This window comes from Halomonas sp. MCCC 1A13316 (assembly GCF_014931605.1).
Lineage (GTDB): Bacteria > Pseudomonadota > Gammaproteobacteria > Pseudomonadales > Halomonadaceae > Halomonas.
Map to the genome: position 1 here is coordinate 677,142 of NZ_CP053382.1, position 23,714 is coordinate 700,855.

20 protein-coding genes are annotated in these 23,714 nt (G+C 60.6%); 13 read left to right on the top strand and 7 right to left on the bottom strand.

The features are described 5' to 3' along the window. Window positions 1–50 precede the first annotated feature (50 nt). The 8 genes from HNO52_RS03135 to HNO52_RS03170 all read left to right on the top strand — a co-directional run bounded on the left by HNO52_RS03135 (window position 51) and on the right by HNO52_RS03170 (window position 11,164). Window positions 51–719, top strand: coding sequence for a response regulator (locus HNO52_RS03135; RefSeq protein WP_197567682.1), 669 nt, complete (start codon window positions 51–53; stop codon window positions 717–719). Continuing rightward, complete coding sequence (locus tag HNO52_RS03140; RefSeq protein ID WP_197567684.1) at window positions 716–2,128, top strand: sensor histidine kinase; 1,413 nt, start codon at window positions 716–718, stop codon at window positions 2,126–2,128. The genes HNO52_RS03135 and HNO52_RS03140 overlap by 4 nt, the downstream gene beginning before the upstream one ends. Beyond that, window positions 2,125–3,153, top strand: a complete 1,029-nt coding sequence (locus HNO52_RS03145; RefSeq protein WP_232090499.1) for an ABC transporter substrate-binding protein — start codon at window positions 2,125–2,127, stop codon at window positions 3,151–3,153. Before HNO52_RS03140 ends, HNO52_RS03145 begins: the two co-directional genes overlap by 4 nt. A 104-nt stretch (window positions 3,154–3,257) precedes the next feature. Next, complete coding sequence (gene guaB / locus HNO52_RS03150) at window positions 3,258–4,727, top strand: IMP dehydrogenase (RefSeq protein WP_197567694.1); 1,470 nt, start codon at window positions 3,258–3,260, stop codon at window positions 4,725–4,727. A 175-nt stretch (window positions 4,728–4,902) separates the two neighbouring features. Then, a complete protein-coding gene (gene guaA / locus HNO52_RS03155; RefSeq protein ID WP_197567698.1) occupies window positions 4,903–6,477 on the top strand; it encodes a glutamine-hydrolyzing GMP synthase in 1,575 nt (524 codons plus the stop codon). A 508-nt stretch (window positions 6,478–6,985) separates the two neighbouring features. Beyond that, window positions 6,986–7,792, top strand: a complete 807-nt coding sequence (locus HNO52_RS03160) for a hypothetical protein (protein ID WP_197567700.1) — start codon at window positions 6,986–6,988, stop codon at window positions 7,790–7,792. Between the two features lie 82 nt (window positions 7,793–7,874). Then, a complete protein-coding gene (locus HNO52_RS03165) occupies window positions 7,875–9,335 on the top strand; it encodes a DUF8370 family protein (protein WP_197567702.1) in 1,461 nt (486 codons plus the stop codon). A 146-nt stretch (window positions 9,336–9,481) separates the two neighbouring features. Beyond that, on the top strand, window positions 9,482–11,164 hold the full coding sequence (locus HNO52_RS03170) for a class I SAM-dependent methyltransferase (RefSeq protein ID WP_197567707.1): 1,683 nt from the start codon (window positions 9,482–9,484) through the stop codon (window positions 11,162–11,164). A gap of 134 nt (window positions 11,165–11,298) precedes the next feature. On the opposite strand, the gene HNO52_RS03175 is transcribed toward HNO52_RS03170, so the two are convergent. The 5 genes from HNO52_RS03175 to HNO52_RS03195 form a co-directional block, all read right to left on the bottom strand. Continuing rightward, a complete protein-coding gene (locus HNO52_RS03175) occupies window positions 11,299–12,540 on the bottom strand; it encodes an NAD(P)/FAD-dependent oxidoreductase (RefSeq protein WP_197567708.1) in 1,242 nt (413 codons plus the stop codon). A gap of 446 nt (window positions 12,541–12,986) precedes the next feature. Further along, a complete protein-coding gene (locus HNO52_RS03180) occupies window positions 12,987–13,529 on the bottom strand; it encodes an HD domain-containing protein (protein WP_197567709.1) in 543 nt (180 codons plus the stop codon). Between the two features lie 98 nt (window positions 13,530–13,627). Continuing rightward, window positions 13,628–13,804 (bottom strand): DUF1289 domain-containing protein, encoded by a 177-nt coding sequence (locus HNO52_RS03185; protein WP_197567710.1) that lies wholly within the window; start codon window positions 13,802–13,804, stop codon window positions 13,628–13,630. Next, a complete protein-coding gene (locus HNO52_RS03190; protein WP_197567712.1) occupies window positions 13,804–14,169 on the bottom strand; it encodes a hypothetical protein in 366 nt (121 codons plus the stop codon). The genes HNO52_RS03185 and HNO52_RS03190 overlap by 1 nt, the downstream gene beginning before the upstream one ends. 64 nt (window positions 14,170–14,233) lie before the next feature. Beyond that, on the bottom strand, window positions 14,234–14,812 hold the full coding sequence (locus HNO52_RS03195; protein ID WP_197567714.1) for a tetratricopeptide repeat protein: 579 nt from the start codon (window positions 14,810–14,812) through the stop codon (window positions 14,234–14,236). Window positions 14,813–15,376: 564 nt separating this feature from the next. On the opposite strand from HNO52_RS03195, the gene HNO52_RS03200 reads away from it, so the two are divergent. Next, a complete protein-coding gene (locus HNO52_RS03200; RefSeq protein WP_197567716.1) occupies window positions 15,377–15,901 on the top strand; it encodes a helix-turn-helix transcriptional regulator in 525 nt (174 codons plus the stop codon). 254 nt (window positions 15,902–16,155) lie between these two features. On the opposite strand, the gene HNO52_RS03205 is transcribed toward HNO52_RS03200, so the two are convergent. Further along, window positions 16,156–16,359, bottom strand: coding sequence for a cold-shock protein (locus tag HNO52_RS03205; RefSeq protein ID WP_197567718.1), 204 nt, complete (start codon window positions 16,357–16,359; stop codon window positions 16,156–16,158). A gap of 237 nt (window positions 16,360–16,596) precedes the next feature. Here HNO52_RS03205 and HNO52_RS03210 point away from each other — a divergent pair, with 237 nt between their 5' ends. Beyond that, the gene (locus HNO52_RS03210) at window positions 16,597–17,478 is read left to right on the top strand and encodes a GlxA family transcriptional regulator (protein WP_232090741.1); all 882 of its coding nucleotides are present in this window, start codon (window positions 16,597–16,599) and stop codon (window positions 17,476–17,478) included. A gap of 113 nt (window positions 17,479–17,591) precedes the next feature. Here the strand turns inward: HNO52_RS03210 and HNO52_RS03215 are convergent, their stop codons facing one another. Continuing rightward, a complete protein-coding gene (locus HNO52_RS03215; protein ID WP_167112041.1) occupies window positions 17,592–17,795 on the bottom strand; it encodes a cold-shock protein in 204 nt (67 codons plus the stop codon). 515 nt (window positions 17,796–18,310) lie between these two features. Between HNO52_RS03215 and HNO52_RS03220 the strand changes: the two genes are divergently transcribed. The 3 genes from HNO52_RS03220 (at window position 18,311) to ctaD (ending at window position 23,710) form a co-directional block, all read left to right on the top strand. After that, complete coding sequence (locus HNO52_RS03220) at window positions 18,311–20,035, top strand: mechanosensitive ion channel domain-containing protein (protein ID WP_197567723.1); 1,725 nt, start codon at window positions 18,311–18,313, stop codon at window positions 20,033–20,035. 145 nt (window positions 20,036–20,180) lie between these two features. After that, window positions 20,181–21,182, top strand: coding sequence for a cytochrome c oxidase subunit II (coxB, locus tag HNO52_RS03225; RefSeq protein ID WP_197567724.1), 1,002 nt, complete (start codon window positions 20,181–20,183; stop codon window positions 21,180–21,182). Next, entirely contained in the window at window positions 21,179–23,710 is a 2,532-nt protein-coding gene (gene ctaD / locus HNO52_RS03230) for a cytochrome c oxidase subunit I (protein WP_197567725.1), read from the top strand. The genes coxB and ctaD overlap by 4 nt, the downstream gene beginning before the upstream one ends. The last annotated feature ends 4 nt before the right edge of the window (window positions 23,711–23,714 follow it).

The following is a 23,714-nucleotide window of genomic DNA, read 5'->3' on the forward strand; positions in this document are numbered from 1 at the left end:
ACCTTTCACCAACCTGTCATCTCGCCACCGCCTCATGGGACTTTGGTCGTATGCGCCTGCTCGTCGTCGAGGACGATCCTCTCATCGCCCGTTCGCTGCACCAGGCCCTTACACCGCTGGGCAATACTGTCGAAGGCTTCGCGCGCCATGCCGAGGCCAGCGCGGCACTGCGCCACGATAGCTTCGACCTGATCCTGCTCGACCTGGGGCTGCCCGACGGCGACGGCCTGACGCTGCTCGGCGAACTGCGCGAACGCGGCGACACCACCCCGGTGCTGATCCTCACCGCCCGCGACGGCATCGACGACCGGGTGCGCGGGCTCGACCTGGGCGCCGACGACTATCTGGCCAAGCCGTTCTCGCTCGCCGAGCTCGAGGCGCGGGTGCGCGCCCTGCTGCGGCGCAGCCAGCAGCGCAGCGACAACCGCCTGCGCCTGGGCGCGCTGTGCTTCGACCCGGCCCTGGGCCTCGCCACGCTGCATGACGAACCCCTCGAGCTGCCGCGTCGCGAGCTGTGCCTGCTGGAAGACCTGCTGCTGCATGCCGGCAGCATCACCCCGCGCGAGATGCTCGAGAACCGGCTGTTCGGTTTCGGTGAGGTGGGCTCCAATGCCCTGGAGGTCTACATCAGCCGCCTGCGCAAGCGGCTGAAGGACAGCGGGCTGCGCATCCGCACCTTTCGCGGCCTGGGCTATCGGCTCGAGGAAGAGCGCGAGTGATCGAGGTCGACGGCACCCTCAAGTCGCGCCTCGCGGTATGGCTGTTCGTCACCGTCACTGCACTGGGCGCGCTGCTGCTGGTCGAGGCCTACTTCAGTTCGCAGCGCGCCGCCGAGCGCGCCTACGACAGCCAGCTCGAATCGGCGACGCAGACCATTGCCGAGGCCGTGCAGTGGCAGGAAGGGCAGCCGGTGGTGGAGATTCCCGCCGCGGCGCTGCAGATCATCGCCACCCGCCATCAGGAGCGGGTCTTCTACGCCGTGCTCGACGCCGAAGGGCGGCGGGTCTCGGCCAATCTGGATATCCCCATATCGGCCGAGTGGCGTAGCGAGGTAGCCGAGCAGCCGCTGTGGACGAACGCCGCGCACAGCGGCGCTGAGTGGCGCCTGCATGGCTGGGAGTTCGACTCCGCGGGTTGGGAAACCCAGGACCCAGTGCAGATCTGGGTCGGCCATACCCTGGCTGGACGCCAGGCCTTGACCGGCGAGCTGTTCGAGGGCGCGGTGAGCCGCTTCCTGGTCATGGTGTTGCTGGCGGGGTTGCTGATGCTGCTGGCGATGCGGGTGGCGTTGAAGCCCATGCGCCGGCTGCGCCAGCTGCTGCGCCAGCGCGAGGCCGACGACATGCGCCCGCTCGATGCGCGGGTGCCCGAAGAGCTACGCGAGCTGGCCGAAACGCTCGATACCCTGTTCGCCCGCCAGCGCGAGAGCCGCGATGCGCTGCTGCGCTTCACCGCCGATGCCAGCCACCAGCTCAAGACACCCCTCTCGGGGCTGCAGAGCACCAGCGAGCTGGCCTTGAAGAGCACCCGGCCCGAAGAGTGGCACCGGGCGCTGGAGGCGGTTCATCAGGGGGCCGAACGCACCAGCCGCCTGGCGAGCCAGCTTCTCAGCCTGGCGCGACTGCGCCACGTCGCCGATGGCGGCGAGATGCACCGGCTCGACCTGACGGCGCTGCTGCGCGAGACCGTATTCGACTGGGCCGGGCGCGACGTCGCCCGGGACCATGACCTGGGCTTGGCCGAGCTTCCCGCGACCCCGCTCTATGTGAACGGCGAGCCGTGGGCGCTGCGGGAACTGCTCGGCAACCTGATCGATAACGCCCTGCGCTACACGCCGCCGGATAGCGTGATCACCCTTGGCCTGGTGAAGCGCTGTGGAGAAGGGAAGCGCGATGGAGAAGTGGAGCTCTACATCGAGGACGACGGCCCCGGCGTGGCCCCCGAGGTGATGGAACGCCTGCACCAGCCCTTCGAGCGTGGCGGACGCCAGGACACCGAAGGCTCGGGGTTGGGGCTGGCGATCGTCGATTCCATCGCCCGGCGCCACGATGCCCGCCTGAAGGTAGCGCCGCACACGCCGTGCGGGCTGCGAATCAGCGTTTCCTTCCCCCTGGAGAACCGGCCATGATGCCCCGCTATTGCAATGCCTTCGCGTTCGTCGCTCTCCTGCTGGCGGCGGCCCCGGGCCAGGCGGCGAATCCGCTCGTGGTCGAGGCGGCGCTCGACAGGGACGTGGTCGCACCGCTGCTGGCAGCCTTCGAGCAAGCGCATCCCGACATCGACCTGGACTTCCGCGACCGCTCTACGCTGGAGGTCGACGAGCGCGTGGCCGGCGCCGCCCCGGCGCCGGACGTGGTGATCAGCTCGGCCATGCCGTGGCAGATGGCGCGCGTCAACGAAGGCTACGCCAGCCGCCTGGATTCGGCCGAGGCGCGGGCTTGGCCTGAATGGGCCAAGTGGCGCGACGAAGTGTTCGGCTTCACCTTCGAGCCGATCGTCATGGCCTACCGCCTCGACCTGTCGCGCCACATGATGCCGCCGGCCACCCATGCCGACCTGCACACGCTGCTGACCGAGCAGTGGGATCTGCTGCGCGGGCGGGTGGCCACCTACTCGCCGTCCCAAAGCGGCGTGGGCTACACGCTGTTCCAGCAGGATGCCCGCTATACCACCCGTTTCTGGGACCTGGTCGCCGCCATGGGCAACGCCGAGGCGGTGCTCGAAGCCAACACCCGCGACATGCTCGAAGGCATCAGTGAAGGCCGCTACTGGCTGGGCTACAACCTGCTGGGCTCCTACGCCATGGTGTGGGCCCAAGAGCATCCCGAAGTGATCGTCCAGGTGCCCCAGGACTACTCGCTGGTGATGATGCGCATGGCGTTCATCCATCGCGATGCGCCGCACCCCGCCGCGGCCCGGCAGTTCCTCGACTTCCTGCTCAGCCGCGAAGGCCAGCGGGTGATCGCCGGCGAGACGCCGCTGTTCAGCGTGCGCCCCGACGTGATCGGCCCCTATACCGCCCAGCGCCTGCGCGACCAGGTCGGCGATCGGCTCTATCCCATCCCGATCGATGCCTCGCTGCTGTCGTTCGTCGACCCGCAGCGGCGCGATGCCTTCATGCAGCGTTGGCGACGCGAATTCAGGCGGCGTTGACAAATCGACACGGCCGGTACTCGCATTGCCCGCCCCTTGGCCGGGGCGCTATAATGGTCGATTACTTTCCCCACTCCCCCCACCAGCACTGGGTGTTGCCGACTATGCTACGTATGGCCCAAGAAGCTCTTACGTTCGACGACGTATTACTCCTACCCGGCTACTCGGAAGTCCTGCCCAAGGACGTCAGCCTGCGGACCCGCCTGTCCCGCGACCTCTACCTCAACATCCCCCTTGTCTCCGCCGCCATGGATACCGTGACCGAAGCGCGCCTGGCCATCGCCATGGCCCAGGAAGGCGGCATGGGCATCATCCACAAGAACATGAGCATCACCGCCCAGGCGGCCGAGGTGCGCAAGGTCAAGAAACACGAGAGCGTGATCGTCAAGGACCCGGTAACGGTGGGGCCCAAAGCCAAGCTCGAGGACCTGCTTTCCATGGCCCAGGAGTACGGCTTCTCCGGCTTCCCGGTGGTGGAGGGCGAGACCCTGGTGGGGATCGTGACCGAGCGCGACATGCGCTTCCAGCCCAACCAGGGCGATAGCGTTTCCGACATCATGACGACGCGCGAGCATCTGGTGACGGTGCCCGAGGGCACCGAACTCGACGTGATCAAGTCCAGGATGCAGGAACACCGGGTCGAGAAGATGCTGGTGGTCAACGATGCCTTCCACCTGCGCGGCCTGGTCACCTTCAAGGACATCGAGAAGGCACGCACCTTCCCCAACGCCGCCAAGGACGCCGACGGCCGCCTGCTGGTCGGCGCCGCCGTGGGCACCGGGCCGGAAACGCCCGACCGCGTGGCCGCCCTGGCCGAAGCCGGCGTCGACGCCATCATCGTCGACACCGCACACGGCCACTCCAAGGGCGTGATCGACCGCGTGGCCTGGGTCAAGGAGCACTTCCCGCAGATTCAGGTGATCGGCGGCAACATCGCCACCGCCGCCGCCGCCCGCGCGCTGGCCGAAGCCGGCGCCGATGGCGTCAAGGTGGGCATCGGCCCCGGCTCCATCTGCACCACCCGCGTGGTGGCAGGCGTCGGCGTGCCGCAGATCACCGCGGTTTCCAACGTCGCCGAGGCGCTCAAGGAGTACGACATCCCGCTGATCGCCGACGGCGGCGTGCGCTTCTCCGGCGACCTGGCCAAGGCCATCGCCGCCGGCGCCAGCTCGGTAATGGTCGGCGGCCTGCTGGCCGGCACCGAGGAAGCCCCGGGCGAGGTCGAACTGTTCCAGGGCCGTACCTACAAGGCCTACCGTGGCATGGGCTCGATGGGCGCCATGGCCCAGAGCCAGGGCAGCGCCGATCGCTACTTCCAGGACAAGGATGCCGGCGCCGAGAAGCTGGTGCCGGAGGGCATCGAAGGCCGCGTGCCCTACAAGGGCGTGATGAGCGCCATCGTCCACCAGCTGATGGGCGGCCTGCGCGCCTCCATGGGCTACACCGGCTGCACCAGCATCCTGGAGATGCGCACCAAGCCGGAGTTCGTGCAGATCACCGGCGCCGGCTTCGCCGAATCGCATGTGCATGACGTGCAGATTACCAAAGAAGCCCCCAACTACCGGGCGGGCTAGCGGCGCCGTTGATCTGGCGCCATGCGTTGTTGAAAACGGCCTCAGCATGCTCATTGACAACCACGTCAACTCCGCTGCTTTCGGCCGTTTTCGCCTAGCCTGACGCTCAGCCAGCGACGCCGCTCGTTCGTGCCACGCCTTGCCCCGCCGCCATACGTTGCCTAGAGACGCCCAGATGACCGACATTCACGCCCACAAGATCCTCATCCTCGACTTCGGCTCCCAGTACACCCAGCTGATCGCCCGCCGCGTGCGCGAGATCGGCGTGTACTCCGAAGTGCGCGCCTTCGACATCACCGAGGAGGAGATCCGCGAGTATCAGCCCAACGGCATCATCCTCTCCGGCGGCCCGGAATCCACCGTGGCGGCCGGCTCGCCCCGCGCGCCCCAGTGCGTGTTCGAGATGGGCTTGCCGGTGCTGGGCATCTGCTACGGCATGCAGACCATGGCGGCGCAGCTCGGCGGCGAGGTACAGGGCTCCAACAAGCAGGAGTTCGGCTACGCCCAGGTTCGGGTAGACGGCGACGACGAGCTGTTCCGCGACATCAAGGACCACGTCGACCACGACGGCAAGGCGCTGCTCGACGTGTGGATGAGCCACGGCGACAAGGTCGCCCGCGCGCCCGAGCCCTTCACCGTGACCGCCTCGACCCCGAGCTGCCCCGTAGCCGCCATGACCTGGCCGGAGAAGCGCTTCTACGCGGTGCAGTTCCACCCCGAGGTGACCCACACCCTGCAAGGCATGCGCATCCTCGAGCACTTCGTGGTCGGCATCTGCGGCGCCGAGAAGCTGTGGACCCCAGCGCGCATCATCGAAGACCAGATCGCCCGCGTGCGCGACCAGGTCGGCGACCGCCACGTGCTGCTCGGTCTCTCCGGCGGCGTGGACTCCTCGGTAGTGGCGGCGCTGCTGCACAAGGCCATCGGCGACCAGCTCACCTGCGTGTTCGTCGACAACGGCCTGCTGCGCAAGAACGAAGGCGACCAGGTGATGGAAACCTTCGCCCGCCACATGGGCGTGAAGGTGATCCGCGTGGATGCCGAAGACCTGTTCCTCGGCAAGCTGGAAGGCGAGAACGACCCCGAAGCCAAGCGCAAGATCATCGGCAACACCTTCATCGACGTGTTCGATGAAGAGGCCAGCAAGATCGAAGGCGTCGACTTCCTGGCCCAGGGCACCATCTACCCCGACGTGATCGAATCCGCCGCCAGCAAGACCGGCAAGGCCCACGTGATCAAGTCGCACCACAACGTCGGCGGCCTGCCCGAAACCATGAAGCTGCAGCTGGTCGAACCGCTGCGCGAACTGTTCAAGGACGAAGTACGCAAGCTCGGCCTGGAACTCGGCCTGCCCTACGACATGGTGTACCGCCACCCCTTCCCGGGGCCGGGACTGGGCGTGCGCATTCTCGGCGAAGTGAAGAAGGAGTACGCCGACATCCTGCGCGAAGCCGACGCCATCTTCATCGAGGAACTGCACAACGCCGACTGGTACCACAAGACCAGCCAGGCCTTCGCCGTGTTCCTGCCGGTGAAGTCCGTCGGAGTGGTCGGCGACGGCCGCCGCTACGAATGGGTCATCGCCCTGCGCGCCGTGGAAACCATCGATTTCATGACCGCACGCTGGGCCCACCTGCCGTACGAGCTGCTGGAGAAGGTTTCCAACCGCATCATCAACGAGATCCGCGGCGTTTCCCGTGTGACCTACGATGTGAGCAGCAAGCCGCCCGCGACAATCGAGTGGGAGTGAGGCTACCTAGGCAGAACGCCTGACACGGCTAATCTAAATGAGATGAAGGGCTTACCAATGGGTAAGCCCTTTTCCTTTGCAATTCGTTACAAGGTTTAGTTAACTCAGGTTAAGGTTGCCGAGACGACCGCCGATAGAACAGGTAGTACAACGCAGACAGGGCTGTCGCAGGGAAAGGATGTCATCCCCGGGCGGTAGTGTGCTTTTTGCTATAAATGCATTCGATCTTCGAAGCTAGCTTTGAAATAGTCTAGCGGAGATGTAGTGCGGGGTTCCGCTACCGACCCAAAGCGGCCGTGCCAGGAAGGGCAGCGAGCACGTTCATCGGGGATATGTAGCATGCACGATGATCGGTGCTATGTAGTCGAGTTATATTTTATGTCTAGAATTTTCAATAGGATAAGATGTGCTCGCTTGCACAGCATAACATTGTTGAACGTACGTGCACGTTCAAGTGAAATATCGAGCATGTTACATAATACAACTTTAAGCCTCAGGGAGAGAGTTTGTGCATTACGCGAAATCCAAGCGTGAAAAAAAATCTATATGCAACCTCTGTCGAGAGGAAAAAGCGCTCTCATGGGACCATGTTCCACCGAAAGGCGGAATTGAGCTTGGTCCTGTTGAAATGGAAACGGTCTTCGAGATTATGGCCGGTGACCGAGAGAAGCCGAAGCTGAGGGAGTCGCAAAACGGGGTCAAGTACAGAACCATTTGCAGTGAATGTAACTCCCTTCTAGGACGTGAGTATGATCCCACCATTAACGATTTTGCGACGTCAGTTGGGCGCTATCTGAAATCAGGCATTGCGCTTCCTGAAGAGCTTTCCCATAAAGTTAAACCGCAAAGGTTAATGAAAGCTCTGCTTGGGCACATCGTAGCCGCCAAGGTCGAGATAGAAGATACCGCCTTTGATAGGGCGGCGAGAGAATATGTTCTAGATCCCAATATGCCGCTTCCGGAAGATATTCATATTTTTTATTGGATTTATCCTTACGCCACATCTGTAGCGATCAGAGATTTCGGTATGTTTGTTCCGAGAGGAACATTCAACGAACCGGCCGTATTTCAGCTACTCAAGTATTACCCCGTGGCTTATCTATGTAGCACGAAGCCCGAATATGCCGGGCTTCCGGCTCTGTCTTGGTATCGAGATGCTGAGTTAGATTTTGAAATCGAGATCCCAATAAATTTGAAAAGGGTAGAGGGTCCGTACTGGCCCGAAGCACCGAATGACGAAGACAATAACGTATTCTTTGGCGGGCAAAGCGCTGCAGCAGCAGTTCACGCTAGGCCCAGACAAAACAAGGCTTAACAAGTGGGTGAAGCTGACCGGTACTACGCTGCGCTCCGTCCGGGCAGCTTAACCAAGGCGTTAGGTTTACAAGGAGATTTGAATGAACGTCTATTTTTCGGACTATTTTTCTGTTTCAAAGGACGATCTCGAAGAGTATGGTGCGTTTAATGTCTCCTTGATTAATGACCTGCCTGTCTTTATAGATCCGTTTTTGCTTTTTAATAGTGATAAGCCGGAATATCAGCATTTGCATGATGAAATCATAAAATATATTGGATTTCTCCGTGACATGTCAGAGGCTGGGACGATCTCTAAAGGATTGGTCCGGCATTGGTTCCTATTCCCTGAAGTAAGGCAGAATTGGTTAGGTTTCAGCAAAGTGGGAAATGGTGGGTCTGGCCTAGGGCCGGACTTTGCAAACGCGCTAAATGAAAACCTTAGCAACATATTCAATGATTTTGGTTCAGAGAAGATAACGAAAAGCAGCCACTTAGAAAAACTGTGCCTAATTAAGGAGGGAGTTGGAAAAGACAGCATAAGCGACTTCACTACCAATCTTATAAAGTCGTATTTGTGCGAGTACACGCAAGATTTTTCTCAAAAATATATCGACTCTTCTCGAACTAAGTCAGTTATGGTCCCGCACGCGGAGTTTAATTATAAAACTCGCCGCTGGACGTCAAAAAAATATACGCTACCTTATATAGATGGTGATTATGTATTGTTGACACCAAAAGACATCCTTACCAAGGATGAAGCATGGATTAACAAGCATGACATAATTGGTGATTTTGATGACATTGTCGCAGCTATCCCCAACGTAGAGTTAAGAGACCAAGTAAACGACTATTTTCTTCGCCGAGTACCAGAAGATGCGAAGCAGCGTGAAATCAATGAGGCCATAGCTAAGACATTAAGGAATTTCCCTGAGTTAATTGACCGCTACATCCGGCTCAAGGAAGACACAGGTGATCAAGCTGTTGCATTGAGTGAACAAAAGGTCCACGAAATAGAGACGGTTTTCATACGACAAGTGGCTAGCTTAATTGAGAGCTTGAAGGATGAAAGCAGTTTTTACGAGACTTCTGACGACACACATGATGAAGCGTACAATCGCGTTCTGTTTTTAAAGCAAGTTATTGAAAATAATGATGGCTACCGAATTTTTTATTCTAATGGCCAACCAATCAAGCGTGAGTCGGACCTTCAGCTTATGTTTCGACTGACCTGGTACGCTTCACAAGACGATGTTAATGCTGAAGTCAATAATGGTCGTGGTCCGGTCGACTATAAAATATCCAGAGGATCGAAAGATAGCACCCTTGTAGAGTTCAAACTGGCTAGCAATTCCAAGCTGAAGCAGAATCTGGCAAAGCAGGTGGAAGTTTATAAAGCAGCAAATGAAACGAAGAAATCCATTAAAGTGATTTTGTATTTTAGCGACAGCGAGCTATTTCGGGTTCAGAAAATAATGAAAGAGTTAGAGCTCAAAGAAGGTAAAGAGTTGGTTTTGATAGATGCGCAAGCGACCAACAAGCCGTCTGGGTCAAATGCAAGGTGAAATCTAACCAATTCATCAACGTGACCGATTTTCCGCTTGCGCTCCAAACCGACCCATTACGCAGGCATTATATTAGATTCATCTGAACGACCGCTCCTGGCCGTTAGCAGTCCGTTCGCTAGTGCTTCAAGCTATAGAGGAATGTAATGTCGAGCGAGCTGCCTTACCACGAACAGGCAAAGCGCTTCTTTCAGCAGTATCAATCGCTGAGCTTTGACGACGTGCACCAAGACTGGCTTTCTTACCTGCCACCTCGCCCCGGGCTCGCGCTTGATGTCGGGGCTGGCAGCGGCCGTGATGCAAAGGCGCTGGCGGAGCGTGGTTGGCAAGTGATGGCGGTAGAACCCGCAGCGGCAATGCGCGGGTTAGGCCGTGACCACACTCAGGGCTGCGATATCACTTGGCTTGATGACCGGCTGCCTGGTTTGAGCCAAGTACGGACGCTCTCCCAGCGCTATCAGCTGATCATGGTTTCTGCGGTGTGGATGCATCTGCGTCCGGAGGAGCAAAAGCGAGCTCTGCGGGTGCTGGCCTCGCTGCTCGCGCCAGGTGGCGTGTTGGTCATCACTTTTCGCCAAGGCGACGCAGGTGACGACCGACAGTTCTTCGAGGTCAGCCAGGCTGCGCTGGATCGTTGGGCTCATGATCTTGCGCTGCTTCCCGTCGCCTCCACCAGTAGCGATGATCGTTTAAAAAGAGAAGGGATAGTGTGGCAGTTGAGCGTCTTTCGGCTGCCCGATGACGGTACGGGTGCTCTGCCAGTGCTTCGCCATGTCATCGTCAATGACGATAAGTCCTCGACCTATAAGCTGGGTCTGCTGCGTACGCTAGTAAGGCTGGCCGATACTGCGCCGGGTATCGTACTGGAGCGAGACGAAGATTTTGTCACGCTGCCGTTGGGAGCCGTGGGGCTATACTGGTTATTTCTTTACCGACCGTTGCTGCTGGATTACCAGCTGCGCCAATCGCCTGGCTCGCGGAATTATGGTTTCGCAAAGGAGGACTTCTACCGCCTCGCCAGCCTGGCGCCTGGTGATATGCGTCTCGGCAGCCCACTGAGTGATCCCGCCACGGCTGCCACTGTCTTGCGAGCAATACGAACCGCATGCCAGACCGTCGTAAAGATGCCCGCCCACTACACGACTTGGCCGGGCAGTAATCGGCCCATTTTTGAAGGCAATATCACGAGTTTTAGAATTTCCGAGCGTGCGGTCCGGCTGGATCGAGACATGCTCGCTTCCTTCGGTACCTTTCGAATTCCCGCCCACATCTGGGACTGCATGAGTCGTTATGCCTGCTGGCTGGAGCCTGCCATCACTAATGAGTGGGTGCTTCTGATGCAGGGCTATAATACTCAGATGGAAACTGGTCGGTTGTATCAGGCGCTGCGTTGGCCGGAGAGCCGTCGGGAAACACTTCAGGTTCGCCAACTCGTGGCGCAGCAGTTAGAAGATCCGAAGCCTTTGCCTTGTGTCTGGTCTCGCCAAGACTTGCATCGCAGTGTCTACGCCATCGACCACTGCTTCCCTTGGGCTCGCTGGCAGAATAATGATCTTTGGAACCTACTGCCTGTTACCGAACGAGCCAACTCGGCGAAATCCGATAGATTGCCGGCCGCCGCTCTGATGGAACGTTCTCGTGAGGATATCCTAAGCTGGTGGAACATCATTATTGGACAGTTTGAACTTGCCACTCAGTTTCACGATGAAGCACAAGCCTCCCTCCCTCTAGTGCAGTCTCTTTCTCTTGATGGTCTGTTCGATAGCGTGATGATCCAACGGCAGCGCCTCAGGGCAAACCAGCAGCTAGTCGAATGGTATGGGCTATAAGCAAATAAGGCACACGTATCGCTGCAGTGCCGTTTCGCGAGCTACCTCAGCTTAACAAATAACCGACACGCCGCGTGTCACGCCTGAATTATGTCAGCCGGCACGCGGCGCCCGCTTGCGTATTAACCTCACCTTCAGAAGCGGTCGACGCGGAACGGGGTCATATCCACCGCGGGCTCTTCGCCATCCATCATCTGAGCGAGCAGTTCGCCGGTGGCGGGGCCGAGGGTAAAGCCCTGATGGCCGTGGCCGAAGGCGAGCCATAGCCCTTCCTTGTTGGGGGCCGGGCCGATCACCGGCTTCATGTCGGGCAGGCAGGGGCGGGCGCCCTTCCAGGGCTGGCTGTCGCGACGCTTGCCTAGTGGGAACAGCTTGCGTGCCACCTTCTCGGCGGCGGCCAGCTGATTGTACTGGGGTGGCGATTCCAGGTCGGCCAGTTCGGCGCCGGTGGTCAGGCGAATCCCGGCGCGCATCGGCTCGAGCAGGAAGCCCTTCTCGGCATCCATCACCCAGTGGTTGAGCTTGGCTTCCCCTTCGGCGGAGTAGTGCATGTGGTAGCCGCGCTTCACGAACAGCGGCACTTTCATGCCCAGCCTTCCCAGCAATTCTCCGGCCCAGGGCCCCAGGGCCACCACCACCTCATCTGCCTCCAGGGTCCCCTCGCTGGTCTTGACTCGCCAGCCGCCCTCACCTTGGAGCACGTCCTCGACGCTGGCCTGCATCACACGGCCGCCCTGTTCGGCAAAGCTGCGGGCGTAGGCCTGCACCAGGCCGCCCGGGTCCGAGACCATCCAGGGCTGCGTCCAGTAGATCGCCCCGATCAGCCCCTTGCCCAGATGCGGCTCCTTGGCGTAGAGCGCCTCGGCGTCCAGCACTTCATACTCGACCCCGAAGCGTTCGTGGTTCTCCCGGGCCGTTTCCTGGCGCTCCTCGAACTCCTTGCGGGTGCGGTAAAGCTCCAGCCAGCCACCTTTGCGCACTAGTGCCTCGGCGCCGGCGGCCTCGATCATCGGCGCGTGGGCATCCTGGCAGCGCATGATCAGCGACGCCCACTCGTTTACGATGCGCTCGTAGCGCTTACCGCTCGAGTTCAGCCAGTAGTCCAGCAGCGGGCCCGCCGCGTTCAGCATGCCGGTGGGGCGGTAGCGAATATCCACCTTGCGGTTGGGCAGCACCCGCAGCAGGGTGCCGATATCCCGCGGGAAGGCGTAGGGTCGCACCGCCTCGCGCTGGATGATGCCGGCATTGCCGAAGGAGGTCTCGAGCCCCGGCTCGCGGCGGTCCACCAGCGTGACGTCATGACCGCGACGCACCAGATGCCAGGCCACGGATACGCCGACCATGCCGGCACCAAGAACGATGATATTGCGGGCCATTAAGGTCTCCCTGCCGATGGATAAAGAAAGCTCCGCCGCGGGGCAGAGCCTGTCATGGGCGGAGTTTATCAGCACTTCTCATAAAATCTGCTGGGTGCTTAAAACTAAGATGAAGGTGCTGTATTTTTATCGGTGAGCAGAATTTTTACCCGCATCCATGGGGATGAGTGGAGTTTTTGTCCGTGGTTGGCCATGGGGTTTGCTCGCGCCATTACCGGAAAGTGTAGGCGCTGCACTGAGGGCCGCCATGGTCTGGCCATGGACTGGCTATGGTCAACTTCAGGGACGGTGTGGTGGGTGCTGGTTCCGGCGTCTCGCAGCGGGACATTACCGCTCGGTAATTCTCATGGTGATCAAGGCTCGGTGTGCGGGAATAATTACCGAGCGGTAACTTTGGAAAGGTCGCGCTTATACGGTAGCGATGGGGCTCGGGCGGCTGCCGCTGTTTATCGCGCAGCGCCGCGGATCCTTGCCTCGCCTTCCACTAATACGCTCCAAGCCTTGCGCCTTAGCGCCTCGTCCCCCTCTGCCATTACTTCCAGCAGTCGCCGCTTCTCCTCCAGGTAGACCCGGGCGAAGCCGGGAGCCCGCGCGACGATGCTGCCGGTGTTGTCAATCAGGTCGGCGTACTTGATGGTCTGCGCTTCCGGGGAAACCCGAGCCAGCCTGTCACGCTCCAGCGCCTTGCGGTGAGCGCGGTTGCCGATTTCCGGATCGACGAATTGATCCGTCAACTCCAGGACCAGGACGGCCACCCGCTCGCCGAAGCACGCCTCGATGTCCTGCGCCGTCACGGCGGTATCCTCGAGTACGTCGTGCAAGTGCGCGGCGGCGATCATCTCCGCTGTCGCCGACTCCACGGCCGACACCCTCTCTGCGACGTTAGCCGGGTGCCGCCAGTAGGGCTCGTCGGTGTACTTGCGCCGCTGCCCCACGGCCTGGTGGGCGGCCCGGCTGAACAGTGCAGCCCGTTCGGCGATGTCTTCCATTCCGGTAACTCCCTCCGCTTCACCTTCCCTACGATGATGCCAGAGTTCCCTCGGGCGCGGGCAGTTCGCCCAGGCGAGCGAGCTCCGCTAAGACCGCATCAATCTCTCGGGATCTTCTTCATGCGCTCCTCGGCGCGCTTCACCGTTTTCATTTTTTCCGGCCGCTTCATCGCTTTCCACTGGCGTATCTCTTCCATCGTGCGGCCGCAGCCGATGCAGAGATCCCCTTTTAGCTGGCAAACCGAGACACAGGGGCTTTCGATCTTCTTGGCCATCAATGCCTCGTTGGCTTGGTGCGCAACCTGCGCTGCCAGTCGCCGCCATGCTCCCGCTGGCACGCTTCTTCGCTGTCGAAGTCGAGATGCCGCGAGATGTCGCCGACATCGAGCCCGGCCTCGGCCAGTGCCTCGGCGGTCAGGTCTTCGATGTATTGCCGGGCATCGCCCTTTAGGGCATTCGCCAGGTTGGGGTGGGTATCGAATACCCAGGTCACCACCAAGCTCTCGGGAAAGCGCTGGTAATCGGCCTCGTGGGTTAGCCAGCTAAAGCCGGGCAGCACCGGCTTGGCCTGCTCACAGGCGTGAGTCAGCGAAGCGGTCAGCCGTCGCTCCATCTTGCCGCGTTCTTTCTTGGCAATCATTCATTCTCCATAGGTTCAGCCTGTCACGGTGGCGCTCGGTACTAAATACTAAATACCGTGCAGCTTACGGCAAAAACTGCCGGATCAACTCCTCCCGCTCCATCTCGAGCAGCTCTCCCACGATCGGGTCTACCACCGGAGCCTCGCTGGCCTGCCACTCCAGCAATAGCACTTCGGCCTCGGGCGAGCCGGCCAGGCGCGCTGCCAGGATTTGATTAGCATTCGGTTGGTCGCTTGTCTCGCTGGCCGTGGCAAAGGCGGCTTCCGCCCCCGCGTAGCATGGCAAGGCATCGTCCGTGGTTCCCTCCAGGCGCTCATGCAGCATGCAGCGCAGCAGCATTCCCTCCTTGTGCAATCCCCCTTCGTGAAGTTCATCCAGGTCGAGCTTAGCTTCTTCGTAGCGGCCCAGACTGGTAAGCAGGCTGGCGCGGTTACTACGCAGTTCGGTGTTGTCGGGGTGGAGCTCCAGCCCCTCGTCATAGATCGCCAGCGCGTTTTCGAGCCGCTGCGTGTCCCCACTGGCTTCCATCAGCGCAGCACCGGCGCGCTCCAGATAGTGCGCCGGTGGTTCGCCGCTGGCCGTTGAGCACGCGGCAAGCAACAGGGCGGCAAAAAAGGATCTGCCAATCTTCGATGAGTACATCCCAATCCCTCGGTCATTCTCCATGTTGAAACTCATTATCGTTCGCCTGGAGCGGCGGGTCATGACTGAGCGGAGGGTTGAGATATGGCTTACAAATGTTTCGGCGATTGCTTACGCAGGACGTGGCGGTCGTTGTATGTAATAAGACTGGCGATTCGAACAAGTTCATGTTCTTGCACCAATCCCGACTGGCCGAGCCGAGCCGAAGGATGCCTTTAACGCCTTCCCGAGAGAAGTCTGCACACTGATAGGTTGTCAATTGACAACTTATCAGTGTGCACCCTATGCTGTTGCTAGGAGGTTGGATGACACGTTCACGTCATAGCAAGAAGGAAATCGAGGCAGCCTTGGTGTATGCCGAAGCACACGGCTGGCGGGTTGAACCGGCGTCCGGACATGCCTGGGGACGCCTGTACTGCCCCTATAACGACACGGAATGTCGCTGTGGCGAGTTCTGTATTGTGAGCGTGTGGAGTACTCCGAAGAACCCGGCCAGCCATGCCAGACAATGCGTCGTGTCGTCGACAACTGTACGGGCCCATCCTCCGAGGAGGACGACAAATCATGACCCATTACGACTTCACCCTGAAATTTGCCGTTCCTGACGCGCTCGACATGGAGACGCTGGAAACCCGTCTCTTTGAGGAAGGCTGTGACGATGCGTTGGTCGGGCTGGGGCAGAAAGGTCGCCTGGCTCTGGAGTTTTCACGTGAAGCGGCCTCGGCCCATGGGGCGATTACTAGCGCCATGGCAGATGTGAAGCGTGCCATACCAGAGGCGCGTCTGATCGAAGCCGGCCCTGACCTGGTAGGGGTGACGGATATCGCGGAGCTGTTCGCGTTCAGCCGCCAGAATATGCGCAAGCTGCTGCAGTCTCACCTGGCGACCTTTCCGTTGCCGCTACATGAAGGGCGCGCAGCACTCTGGCACCTGGCCGAGGTGTTGGAGTGGTTTCGTACCCACCAGCACAAGACTGTCAATGAGGCCCTGCGCGAGGTGGCCCGAGTCAGCATGCAGGCCAACGTCGCTCGCGAGGCCCGTCGTTTGCCTGCGGAGGAAATTCAGCGCTTCGAGGCGCTGGCCTCGTGACCGGGTGCTATCACGCAGGCGAGCCAATGCCGACTGCGTCGCTGCCGACGACCTTGGTTGACGCCCCAGCCTCTCCTCGGCCTTGCGCGCTCCAGGTATCTCGGCGAAGAAGCGTTTGCGAACGGGGCGGTGGCGGATCGTCGAGGAATGCTGCGCTCTCCCGTTTGGCGTATTCCTCGCTACAACGCAACAAGGCCCGCCTAGGCGGGCCTTGCTATCGAACCGGAGAGGTTCGAAAACTCGTGACCGTCAGGTCAGGCGAGTTGGATGTTCGAAGCCTGAAGGCCTTTCTTGCCCTGGGTCACGTCGAAGGAGACGCTTTGACCTTCCTGCAGGGACTTGAAGCCTTCTGCCTGAATTTCGGAGAAGTGGGCAAAGACATCGTCACCGCCATCGGCGGGAGTGATGAAGCCGAAGCCTTTGGAATCATTGAACCACTTGACTGTTCCAGTCGTCATAATAAATCCTTTCGCGCATTTAGCGCCTTGCGATATTCCTGGTTTTACCCAGTTGTGTTGCGGGTAAAACAAGGTTCAATTACAGGCTGCCGAAAGAATTCGAATGCTACTGAAACCGTACTGCTTGCTACCAGCTGACCCACGGTGTCATGCATGGGCACCGTGGGTCAAAGGGTTTATTTTTTATTTTGCGTCTCGTACGGTCAGCGCCTCGCTTCGAGGATCAGGTTGAACGGTGTGGCATTGATGGGTCTGGTGGCGCCAAATGCCCCCGCCCCCTTTCATATCGAGATCGTGGGGGAGGCCGTGGGAGCGCTGAAGTTGCTCAGCGGCGTGCCGATCGATGTCCAGCGCTCTATCGACAGCATCGAGAGTAGCGACATCATCATCGTTCCCTCGGTATTGCTTCCTGCTCAAGCCTGGGAGAAGGGGCGCTATCCCCATCTGGTCGAATGGCTGCGCGCCATGCATGAGCGCGGCGCGGTGCTCTGCTCGGCGTGTTCGGGGGTGTTCCTGCTGGCCGAGACCGGACTGTTCGACGGCAAGGAGGCAACGGTTCACTTCGGCTACGCGGAAGCGTTCATGGCCAGCTACCCCGCCGTGTCCACGCACCCGGAGCGCGTGCTGGTGATTGCCGGCCAGCAGGAGGAGCTGGTGGATTCGGGGGCTTCGATGAGCTGGCACGACCTGGCGCTCTATCTCATCGCACGCTATGCCGGTGCCACCACGGCGCAGGAAGTGGCGCGGCTGTTCGCGCTGCAGTGGCATCAGGATGGGCTTACGCCTTACCTGGTATTCGCCGCCAAGACGGACCATGGCGATGGCGAGATTCAGCGCGGGCAGCAGTGGTTGGATGAGCATTTCGCGCTGGCCCACCCGGTGGAGGCGATGATCGAACGCTCGCTGCTGGCCGAGCGCACTTTCAAGCGGCGCTTCGCCGCCGCCACCGGCCTGACGCCGATCGCCTACGTGCAGCGCCTGCGTATCGAGGATGCCAAGCGTCGTCTGGAACGCACCGAGGCCTCGGTGGAGGAGATCAGTTGGCGTGTCGGCTACGAGGATTCGGCGTTCTTCCGGCGCCTGTTCAAGCGCACCACCGGCCTCGCCCCGAGTGCCTAGCGCCGGCGCTTCCGCATTCCCGATTTCGCTCGCCAACCCCAGAACGCAACAAGGCCCGCCTAGGCGGGCCCTGATTTCGAACCGGAGAGGTTCGACAACTCGTGACCGTTAGGTCAGGCGAGTTTGATGTTCGAAGCCTGAAGGCCTTTCTTGCCCTGGGTCACGTCGAAAGAGACGGTTTGACCTTCCTGCAGGGACTTGAAGCCTTCCGACTGAATCTCGGAGAAGTGGGCAAAGAGATCATCGCCACCGTCGGCCGGAGTAATGAAGCCGAAACCTTTGGAGTCGTTGAACCACTTTACGGTACCAGTTGCCATGTTCTGCATCCTTTCGCGCAATCGCGCCTTGCAATGTTCCTGGTGTTACCCAGATGTGTTAGCGGGTAGGACAGGGATAAATTACAGGCTGCCGAATGAATCCGAACGCTACTGAAACTATGCCACTTGCTTACCAGCTGAACCCACGGTGTCATGATTTGGCACCGTGGGTCAAAGGCTTTCTTTTTTATTTTCAGGGACGGCGAACGGCCCTCACCTTGCCGCTGCCTCCACCGCCGCAGAAGAAACGGCCGTTGCCATCGGCTTCGAGCCCCGACACCCCCACTCCCGGCGGCATATCGAGGCTCTCCAGCACTTCCTCCTGTGCGGCGGCTCATTATCCGCTTCGCCAGGAGACCAAACGCCTCGCCGGACTGGACGAAGCGGTAGCCGTTAAGCTGTACTTCGACCAGCCCCTGGTCCGGGTAGCCTGGTACCTGGCTTTGATATGCCAGGTCTGAACGGCGCTGTCAGAAGGAACCGACAGCGGCTTTGCATCGATAGGAACGAGGTATATGAAAGCAAACGGCTCGTGGCTGCTACGGCTGACATTGGCAGTGGCGCTGCTCTTTTCCGGCCTGTGCATGGCTCAATCGCAGGAGGGTGAAAGCGAAGAGAAACAATGGTTCAGCGTTGATTCGCTGAACGAAGGGCTTGGCGAGGTGCCCGAGGAGGTCAAGCGGCAGACGCCGCGCGAATCGATCCGTAGCTTTCTCGAACTTGCCGAACAGAAGGAGTTCTCCGCGGCGGCACATGTGCTCAACCTTTCCGATCTGGACCGTTCGGAGCGGCAGGAGAGGGGGGCCCAGTTGGCCAGGCAGTTGGAGACGGTATTCCGGCGCGGCGAGCAGGTCGATGCTTCCAACCTATCGGGCCGTGAAGACGCCGCCATCGAGGACCCCACGGGACAGCACCCACTGACCGGAGAACCGCGCCGGAATCTCGAACTGGCATCGCTCAAGGTCGATGGCCAGACCTACGAGATTCGTCTGGCCCGCTACCGCGTGGAGGATGAGGAACCGGTCTGGCTGATCACGCCGGATAGCGTTTCGTATATTCCCCTCCTTTACGAGGAGTACGGCCCTTCGCTGCTGGAGGAGTACATTCCGGATCGCTTCAACTCCCCGTTGGGCGTACTTCAGATCTGGGAGTGGATCGCCATCCCGCTGTTCCTGATTGTGATCGGCCTGGTGGGGTGGGGCGTGCATGGCCTGGTTGCCTTGCTGGCGCACTGGTTCCCCAACGGGGCGCCGAGCATCTTTGCAGGCCGGATCCGGTGGCCCACGGCACTTCTCGTCATGTCGTTCGTGGCTCAGCTACTGCTCGACTACGTGGTCTCTTTCACGGCCATGGCCACCTCGTTCATACGCGTATCGCTGATCATCCTCGTGGCCTGGAGCGTCGGTACGATTGCGCTGCGCCTGGTGGACACCATCCTGCTGAAAGTGACGCGTCGCATCGTGGGGGAGATCGACGACACCAAGCCCAAGGATGAGCGCAAGCTGCTCACCACGCTCTATGCGCTGCGCCGGGGCATCATCCTGATCATGGTGACGGCGGTTTCCGTCTACGTACTGAGCCAGATCCAGCTGTTCGAGACGCTGGGGCTGTCTCTGCTGGCGTCGGCCAGTGTGCTGGCGGTGCTGGTGGGCATCGCGGGCCAGGCGGTGCTGAGCAATATCCTCTCTTCCTTCCAGCTGTCGCTGGCGAAGCCCATACGCATCGGCGACCTGGTGATGTTCGAGGGGCAGTGGTGCTATGTAGAGGGCATCTTCTACACCTTCATTCGGTTGCGAAGCTGGGATGAGCGACGGCTGATCGTGCCGGTGACGTACTTCGTCTCCAAGCCCTTCGAGAATCTCTCCGTCAAGAGCGCCAAGATGTACCGGACGCTGGAGCTGGTCGTTCACCTCAGTGCCGATACCCAGGTCATCAGGGAGAAGTTCCTGGAGTACGCCAAGGAGGAGGATAACGTCGTCGAGCATCACAAGCTGTCGTGCTACGTGACGGGGCAGACCGAGCACGCGCAGACGATCTCCTGCTATCTCATGGCCTCCGACCCCTTCGCCGGCTGGATAGCGGAGATGAACATCCGTGAGAAGCTGTTGGCCTTCATCAGGGACAACCATCCCGACTGGTGGCCGCGGGAGGTGGTGGTCATCAGCCATCGCGATATCGCCAAGGGTGAGGGCAGGAATACTCCCCTAACGGAGGAGGGCGGCGAGAACGGGGCGTCATGAAGCCAGCCGGTGTCTATCGCGACACCGGCTGGCTGGGTACCGGCATATGGCATAGATTGTTAACCAGTGACGGCTCGGCGAGCCCAGCGGGCCGCTGGACTCCATTCGATGATAGAAGCAAGCCCCGATAGAACAAGGCTTGACCATGGACGCGACGAATAGATCTCCAAGGAGATGGGGGGGGAGTGCGCTCACCGCGCTGCCGCTGATGTCAGGGTGCAGTGGGCCCCAGTCGGCGCTGCAGCCGGCGGGTGTCGATGCCGAACAGATAGCCCGGCTGTTCTGGTGGATGGGCGGGTTCCTCATCCTGATCTGGGTGCTGGTGATCGGCTGCGCCGTGTTTGTCACCTATATCAGACCCAGGCCCCACGACAGCCGCGCTGCGCGATGGCTGATCCTCGGCGGTGGCGTGATTCTTCCTCCCGTTGTATTGGGCGTCTTGCTTGTCTTCGGCCTGTCGCTCCTTCCTTCGTTAAGCGCCCCGGCCGAGGATGGGCTGCAGATTTCCGTGTCCGGTGAGCGCTGGTGGTGGCGGGTGCAGTATCCAACGCCGTCGGGCGACACCGTCGAACTTGCCAACGAAGTGCGCCTTCCCGTCGGTGAGCGGGTGGGATTCCGCTTGACCAGCCCTGACGTCATCCATTCGTTCTGGATTCCCTCGCTAGGCGGCAAGGTCGACATGATTCCCGGGCGAACCACACGGCTGTATCTGGAGCCCACTAAGGTGGGTGTCTTTCGCGGAGCCTGCGCCGAGTTCTGTGGCACGTCCCATGCGCTGATGAACTTCCGCGTCGTAGTGATGGAGCCGGACGCGTTCGACACTTGGCTCGAGCGTCAGGCATCGCCCGCCCAGCCGCCTCAGGGCGAGCTCGCCCGCCGCGGTCAGGAGGCCTTTATTGCGAATGGCTGCGGTGCTTGCCATACCATCCGCGGCACGTCTGCCGATGGGGTGTTGGGTCCCGACCTGACCCATGTCGGTAGTCGCTTGAGCCTTGGTGCCGGAACGCTGCCCACCGATACGGAGGCCTTCGAGCGCTGGATAAGACATCCGGACGCTATCAAGCCGGGAGTGAACATGCCGGCGTTCGGCATGCTGCCCGCGGCTCAGCTCTCCGCAATCGCTGCTTACTTGAGCGAATTGAAATGACCGACCAGATACCCAAGGGTGACGAGCAAGGCGGCAGCGAGCGCCGAGTGGCCCAAGAGCGGCGGCTCAGCCAGCCCTGGAAGACGCCGAGCGGCTGGCGCTACTGGTCAGCGGTCAACAATTCCGAGGTCGGGCTCTGGTACACCGCAACTTCCTTCATTTTTTTCCTCTTCGCCGGGGTGCTGGCGCTATTGATGCGTACGCAACTGGCCGTTCCGGAAAACGACTTTCTCTCTGCCACCACCTACAACCAGGTCTTCACGCTGCACGGCTCGGTGATGATGTTCCTGTTCGGCGTGCCGATTTTCGAAGCCTTTTCGATCATGATACTGCCGCAAATGCTGGGGGCGCGGGATCTGCCTTTTCCGCGTCTGTCGGCATACGGCTACTGGAGTTTCCTGATCGGTGGCATCTTCGTTTGCGGGTCGATTTTCTTCGGTGTCGCTCCCGAAGGAGGCTGGTTCATGTACCCGCCCCTGACCACGGCGTATCAGGATGGGCTCGGAGCCGATATCTGGCTGCTGGGGCTCTCTTTCATCGAGGTGGCATCGCTAGCCGCGGCGGTGGAGCTCATCGTCGGGGTGCTCAAGACACGCCCACCCGGCATGCGTATCAACCTGCTTCCCCTCTATGCCTGGTACATTCTCGTCGTGGCCGTGATGATCCTGTTCGCCTTTCCGCCGCTGATCGCCGGCGATTTGCTGTTCGAGCTGCAAAGGGCCTTCGACTGGCCTTTCTTCGACCCCAGCCGGGGCGGCGACCCGCTGCTTTGGCAGCATCTGTTCTGGATATTCGGCCACCCCGAGGTCTATATCATTTTCCTGCCGGCGATCGCACTGGTCGCGATGATCGTGCCCACCTTCGCCCGGCGACCCATCGTCGGCTATACCTGGGTCGTCCTGGCTGCTGTCGGCACTGGCTTCATCAGTTTTGGGCTGTGGGTGCACCACATGTACACCACCGGGTTGCCGAACATTTCCTTGGCGTTTTTCTCGGCGGCCTCCGAGGCGGTCGCCATTCCCACGGGGGTGCAGATATTCTGCTTTCTGGCCACGGCCATGGCCGGGCGCTTCGTGCGTTCGGTGCCCATGCTGTTCGTCACCGGCGCCTTGGCAATCTTCGTCCTGGGCGGCCTCACCGGGGTGATGGTGGCCATCGCGCCGTTCGACTTCCAGGCTCACGATACCTATTTCGTGGTGGCTCACCTTCACTATGTTCTGATCGGTGGCGTGTTGTTCCCGGTTGCCGCCGGGCTCTACTACTTCTATCCCATGGCTACCGGCAAACTGTTGGCCGACAAGCCGGGCTACTGGGCGTTCTGGCTGATGTTCATAGGCTTCAACGTCACCTTCCTGCCGATGCACTTCACCGGCCTGCTGGGAATGCCGCGCCGCGTATTCACTTATACCGCCGATCTCGGCTTCGATGGGCTCAATCTGATCTCCACCATCGGCGCGTTCATCCTGGCGGCCGGCATCGCCGTGCTGGTCGTCGAGGTGCTGCGGCCGAAGGGGAAGCAGCCCTATGCGAAACGCAACCCCTGGAATGCGGGCACTCTGGAGTGGCTGGGGGAGATGCCTGGCAAACCTTGGGGCGTTCGCTCGATTCCCTTGATCAAGGGGCGTTATCCGCTCTGGGATCAGCCCGACCTCATACGCGACGTCGATGCCGGGCGCTATTACCTGCCCGATGCCGAAGAGGGCAAGCGGGAGACCTTGATCACCACGACCATCGATGCCGACCCGATCCAGTGCCTGCGAGTGCCGGGGCCGACGTTCATCACGCTCTGGGCGGCGCTCTTCACCGGTGGTGCCTTCATCTTTGCGACCTACAAGTGGTATCTCGCCGCAGGTACTAGTGCCGTGCTGGCGTTGGCCACGGTACTGGTCTGGTTATGGACGGGCACCGCCAAGATACCCGAGAAGCGCAGCAAGGACGTCGGTCTGGGCGTCACGCTGCCGCTGTATGCTTCCGGCTCGACGTCGGTCGGTTGGTGGGCGATGTTCATTACCATGATCGGCGACATGAGTGCCTATGCCAGCCTGCTATTCGGCTACTTTTTCTTCTGGACCGTGCACGACGACTTTCCGCCTGAGCCTGCGACCGGCCCGGGGCTTTTCTGGCCAGCCGTAGCGGCGGCGCTCCTGCTTGGCGCTTGGGTATGCACGGTATTGTCGCGGCACTGGAACCGGAGTGACCGGCCGTTGGCGTTCACTCTCGGGTTGGGGCTGGGAGCCTTGCTCAATGTGGCCGGTATCCTGGCGCTACTGGCCGGCCCGCACCTGAATGGCCTGGATCCCACACGGCACGTCTATCCGGCCACCGTCTGGGTCCTGGTGCTGTGGACAACCATCCATCTTGGCGTGGGGCTGGTTATGCAGTGCTACTGCATCGCCCGCCGCTGGGCCGGCCGCATGACCGCCGAGCATGACATCGATATCCGCAACGTTACGCTCTACTGGCATTTCATGGCCATTACCGCAGCAGTAACGGTCGTCGTGATAGCCGGTTTTCCGTTGCTGGCCTGATGAG

What these genes read in the sequence shown, in the direction of transcription:
- HNO52_RS03200 (WP_197567716.1), top strand. Translation starts at nt 15,377, where the DNA reads ATGACCCATTACGACTTCACCCTGAAATTTGCCGTTCCTGACGCGCTC.
- HNO52_RS03165 (WP_197567702.1), top strand. Translation starts at nt 7,875, where the DNA reads ATGAACGTCTATTTTTCGGACTATTTTTCTGTTTCAAAGGACGATCTC.
- HNO52_RS03170 (WP_197567707.1), top strand. Translation starts at nt 9,482, where the DNA reads ATGTCGAGCGAGCTGCCTTACCACGAACAGGCAAAGCGCTTCTTTCAG.
- guaB (WP_197567694.1), top strand. Translation starts at nt 3,258, where the DNA reads ATGCTACGTATGGCCCAAGAAGCTCTTACGTTCGACGACGTATTACTC.
- guaA (WP_197567698.1), top strand. Translation starts at nt 4,903, where the DNA reads ATGACCGACATTCACGCCCACAAGATCCTCATCCTCGACTTCGGCTCC.
- HNO52_RS03195 (WP_197567714.1), bottom strand. Translation starts at nt 14,812, where the DNA reads ATGTACTCATCGAAGATTGGCAGATCCTTTTTTGCCGCCCTGTTGCTT.
- HNO52_RS03220 (WP_197567723.1), top strand. Translation starts at nt 18,311, where the DNA reads ATGAAAGCAAACGGCTCGTGGCTGCTACGGCTGACATTGGCAGTGGCG.
- HNO52_RS03180 (WP_197567709.1), bottom strand. Translation starts at nt 13,529, where the DNA reads ATGGAAGACATCGCCGAACGGGCTGCACTGTTCAGCCGGGCCGCCCAC.
- ctaD (WP_197567725.1), top strand. Translation starts at nt 21,179, where the DNA reads ATGACCGACCAGATACCCAAGGGTGACGAGCAAGGCGGCAGCGAGCGC.
- HNO52_RS03145 (WP_232090499.1), top strand. Translation starts at nt 2,125, where the DNA reads ATGATGCCCCGCTATTGCAATGCCTTCGCGTTCGTCGCTCTCCTGCTG.
- coxB (WP_197567724.1), top strand. Translation starts at nt 20,181, where the DNA reads ATGGACGCGACGAATAGATCTCCAAGGAGATGGGGGGGGAGTGCGCTC.
- HNO52_RS03205 (WP_197567718.1), bottom strand. Translation starts at nt 16,359, where the DNA reads ATGACGACTGGAACAGTCAAGTGGTTCAATGATTCCAAAGGCTTCGGC.
- HNO52_RS03185 (WP_197567710.1), bottom strand. Translation starts at nt 13,804, where the DNA reads ATGGCCAAGAAGATCGAAAGCCCCTGTGTCTCGGTTTGCCAGCTAAAA.
- HNO52_RS03175 (WP_197567708.1), bottom strand. Translation starts at nt 12,540, where the DNA reads ATGGCCCGCAATATCATCGTTCTTGGTGCCGGCATGGTCGGCGTATCC.
- HNO52_RS03135 (WP_197567682.1), top strand. Translation starts at nt 51, where the DNA reads ATGCGCCTGCTCGTCGTCGAGGACGATCCTCTCATCGCCCGTTCGCTG.
- HNO52_RS03215 (WP_167112041.1), bottom strand. Translation starts at nt 17,795, where the DNA reads ATGGCAACTGGTACCGTAAAGTGGTTCAACGACTCCAAAGGTTTCGGC.
- HNO52_RS03190 (WP_197567712.1), bottom strand. Translation starts at nt 14,169, where the DNA reads ATGATTGCCAAGAAAGAACGCGGCAAGATGGAGCGACGGCTGACCGCT.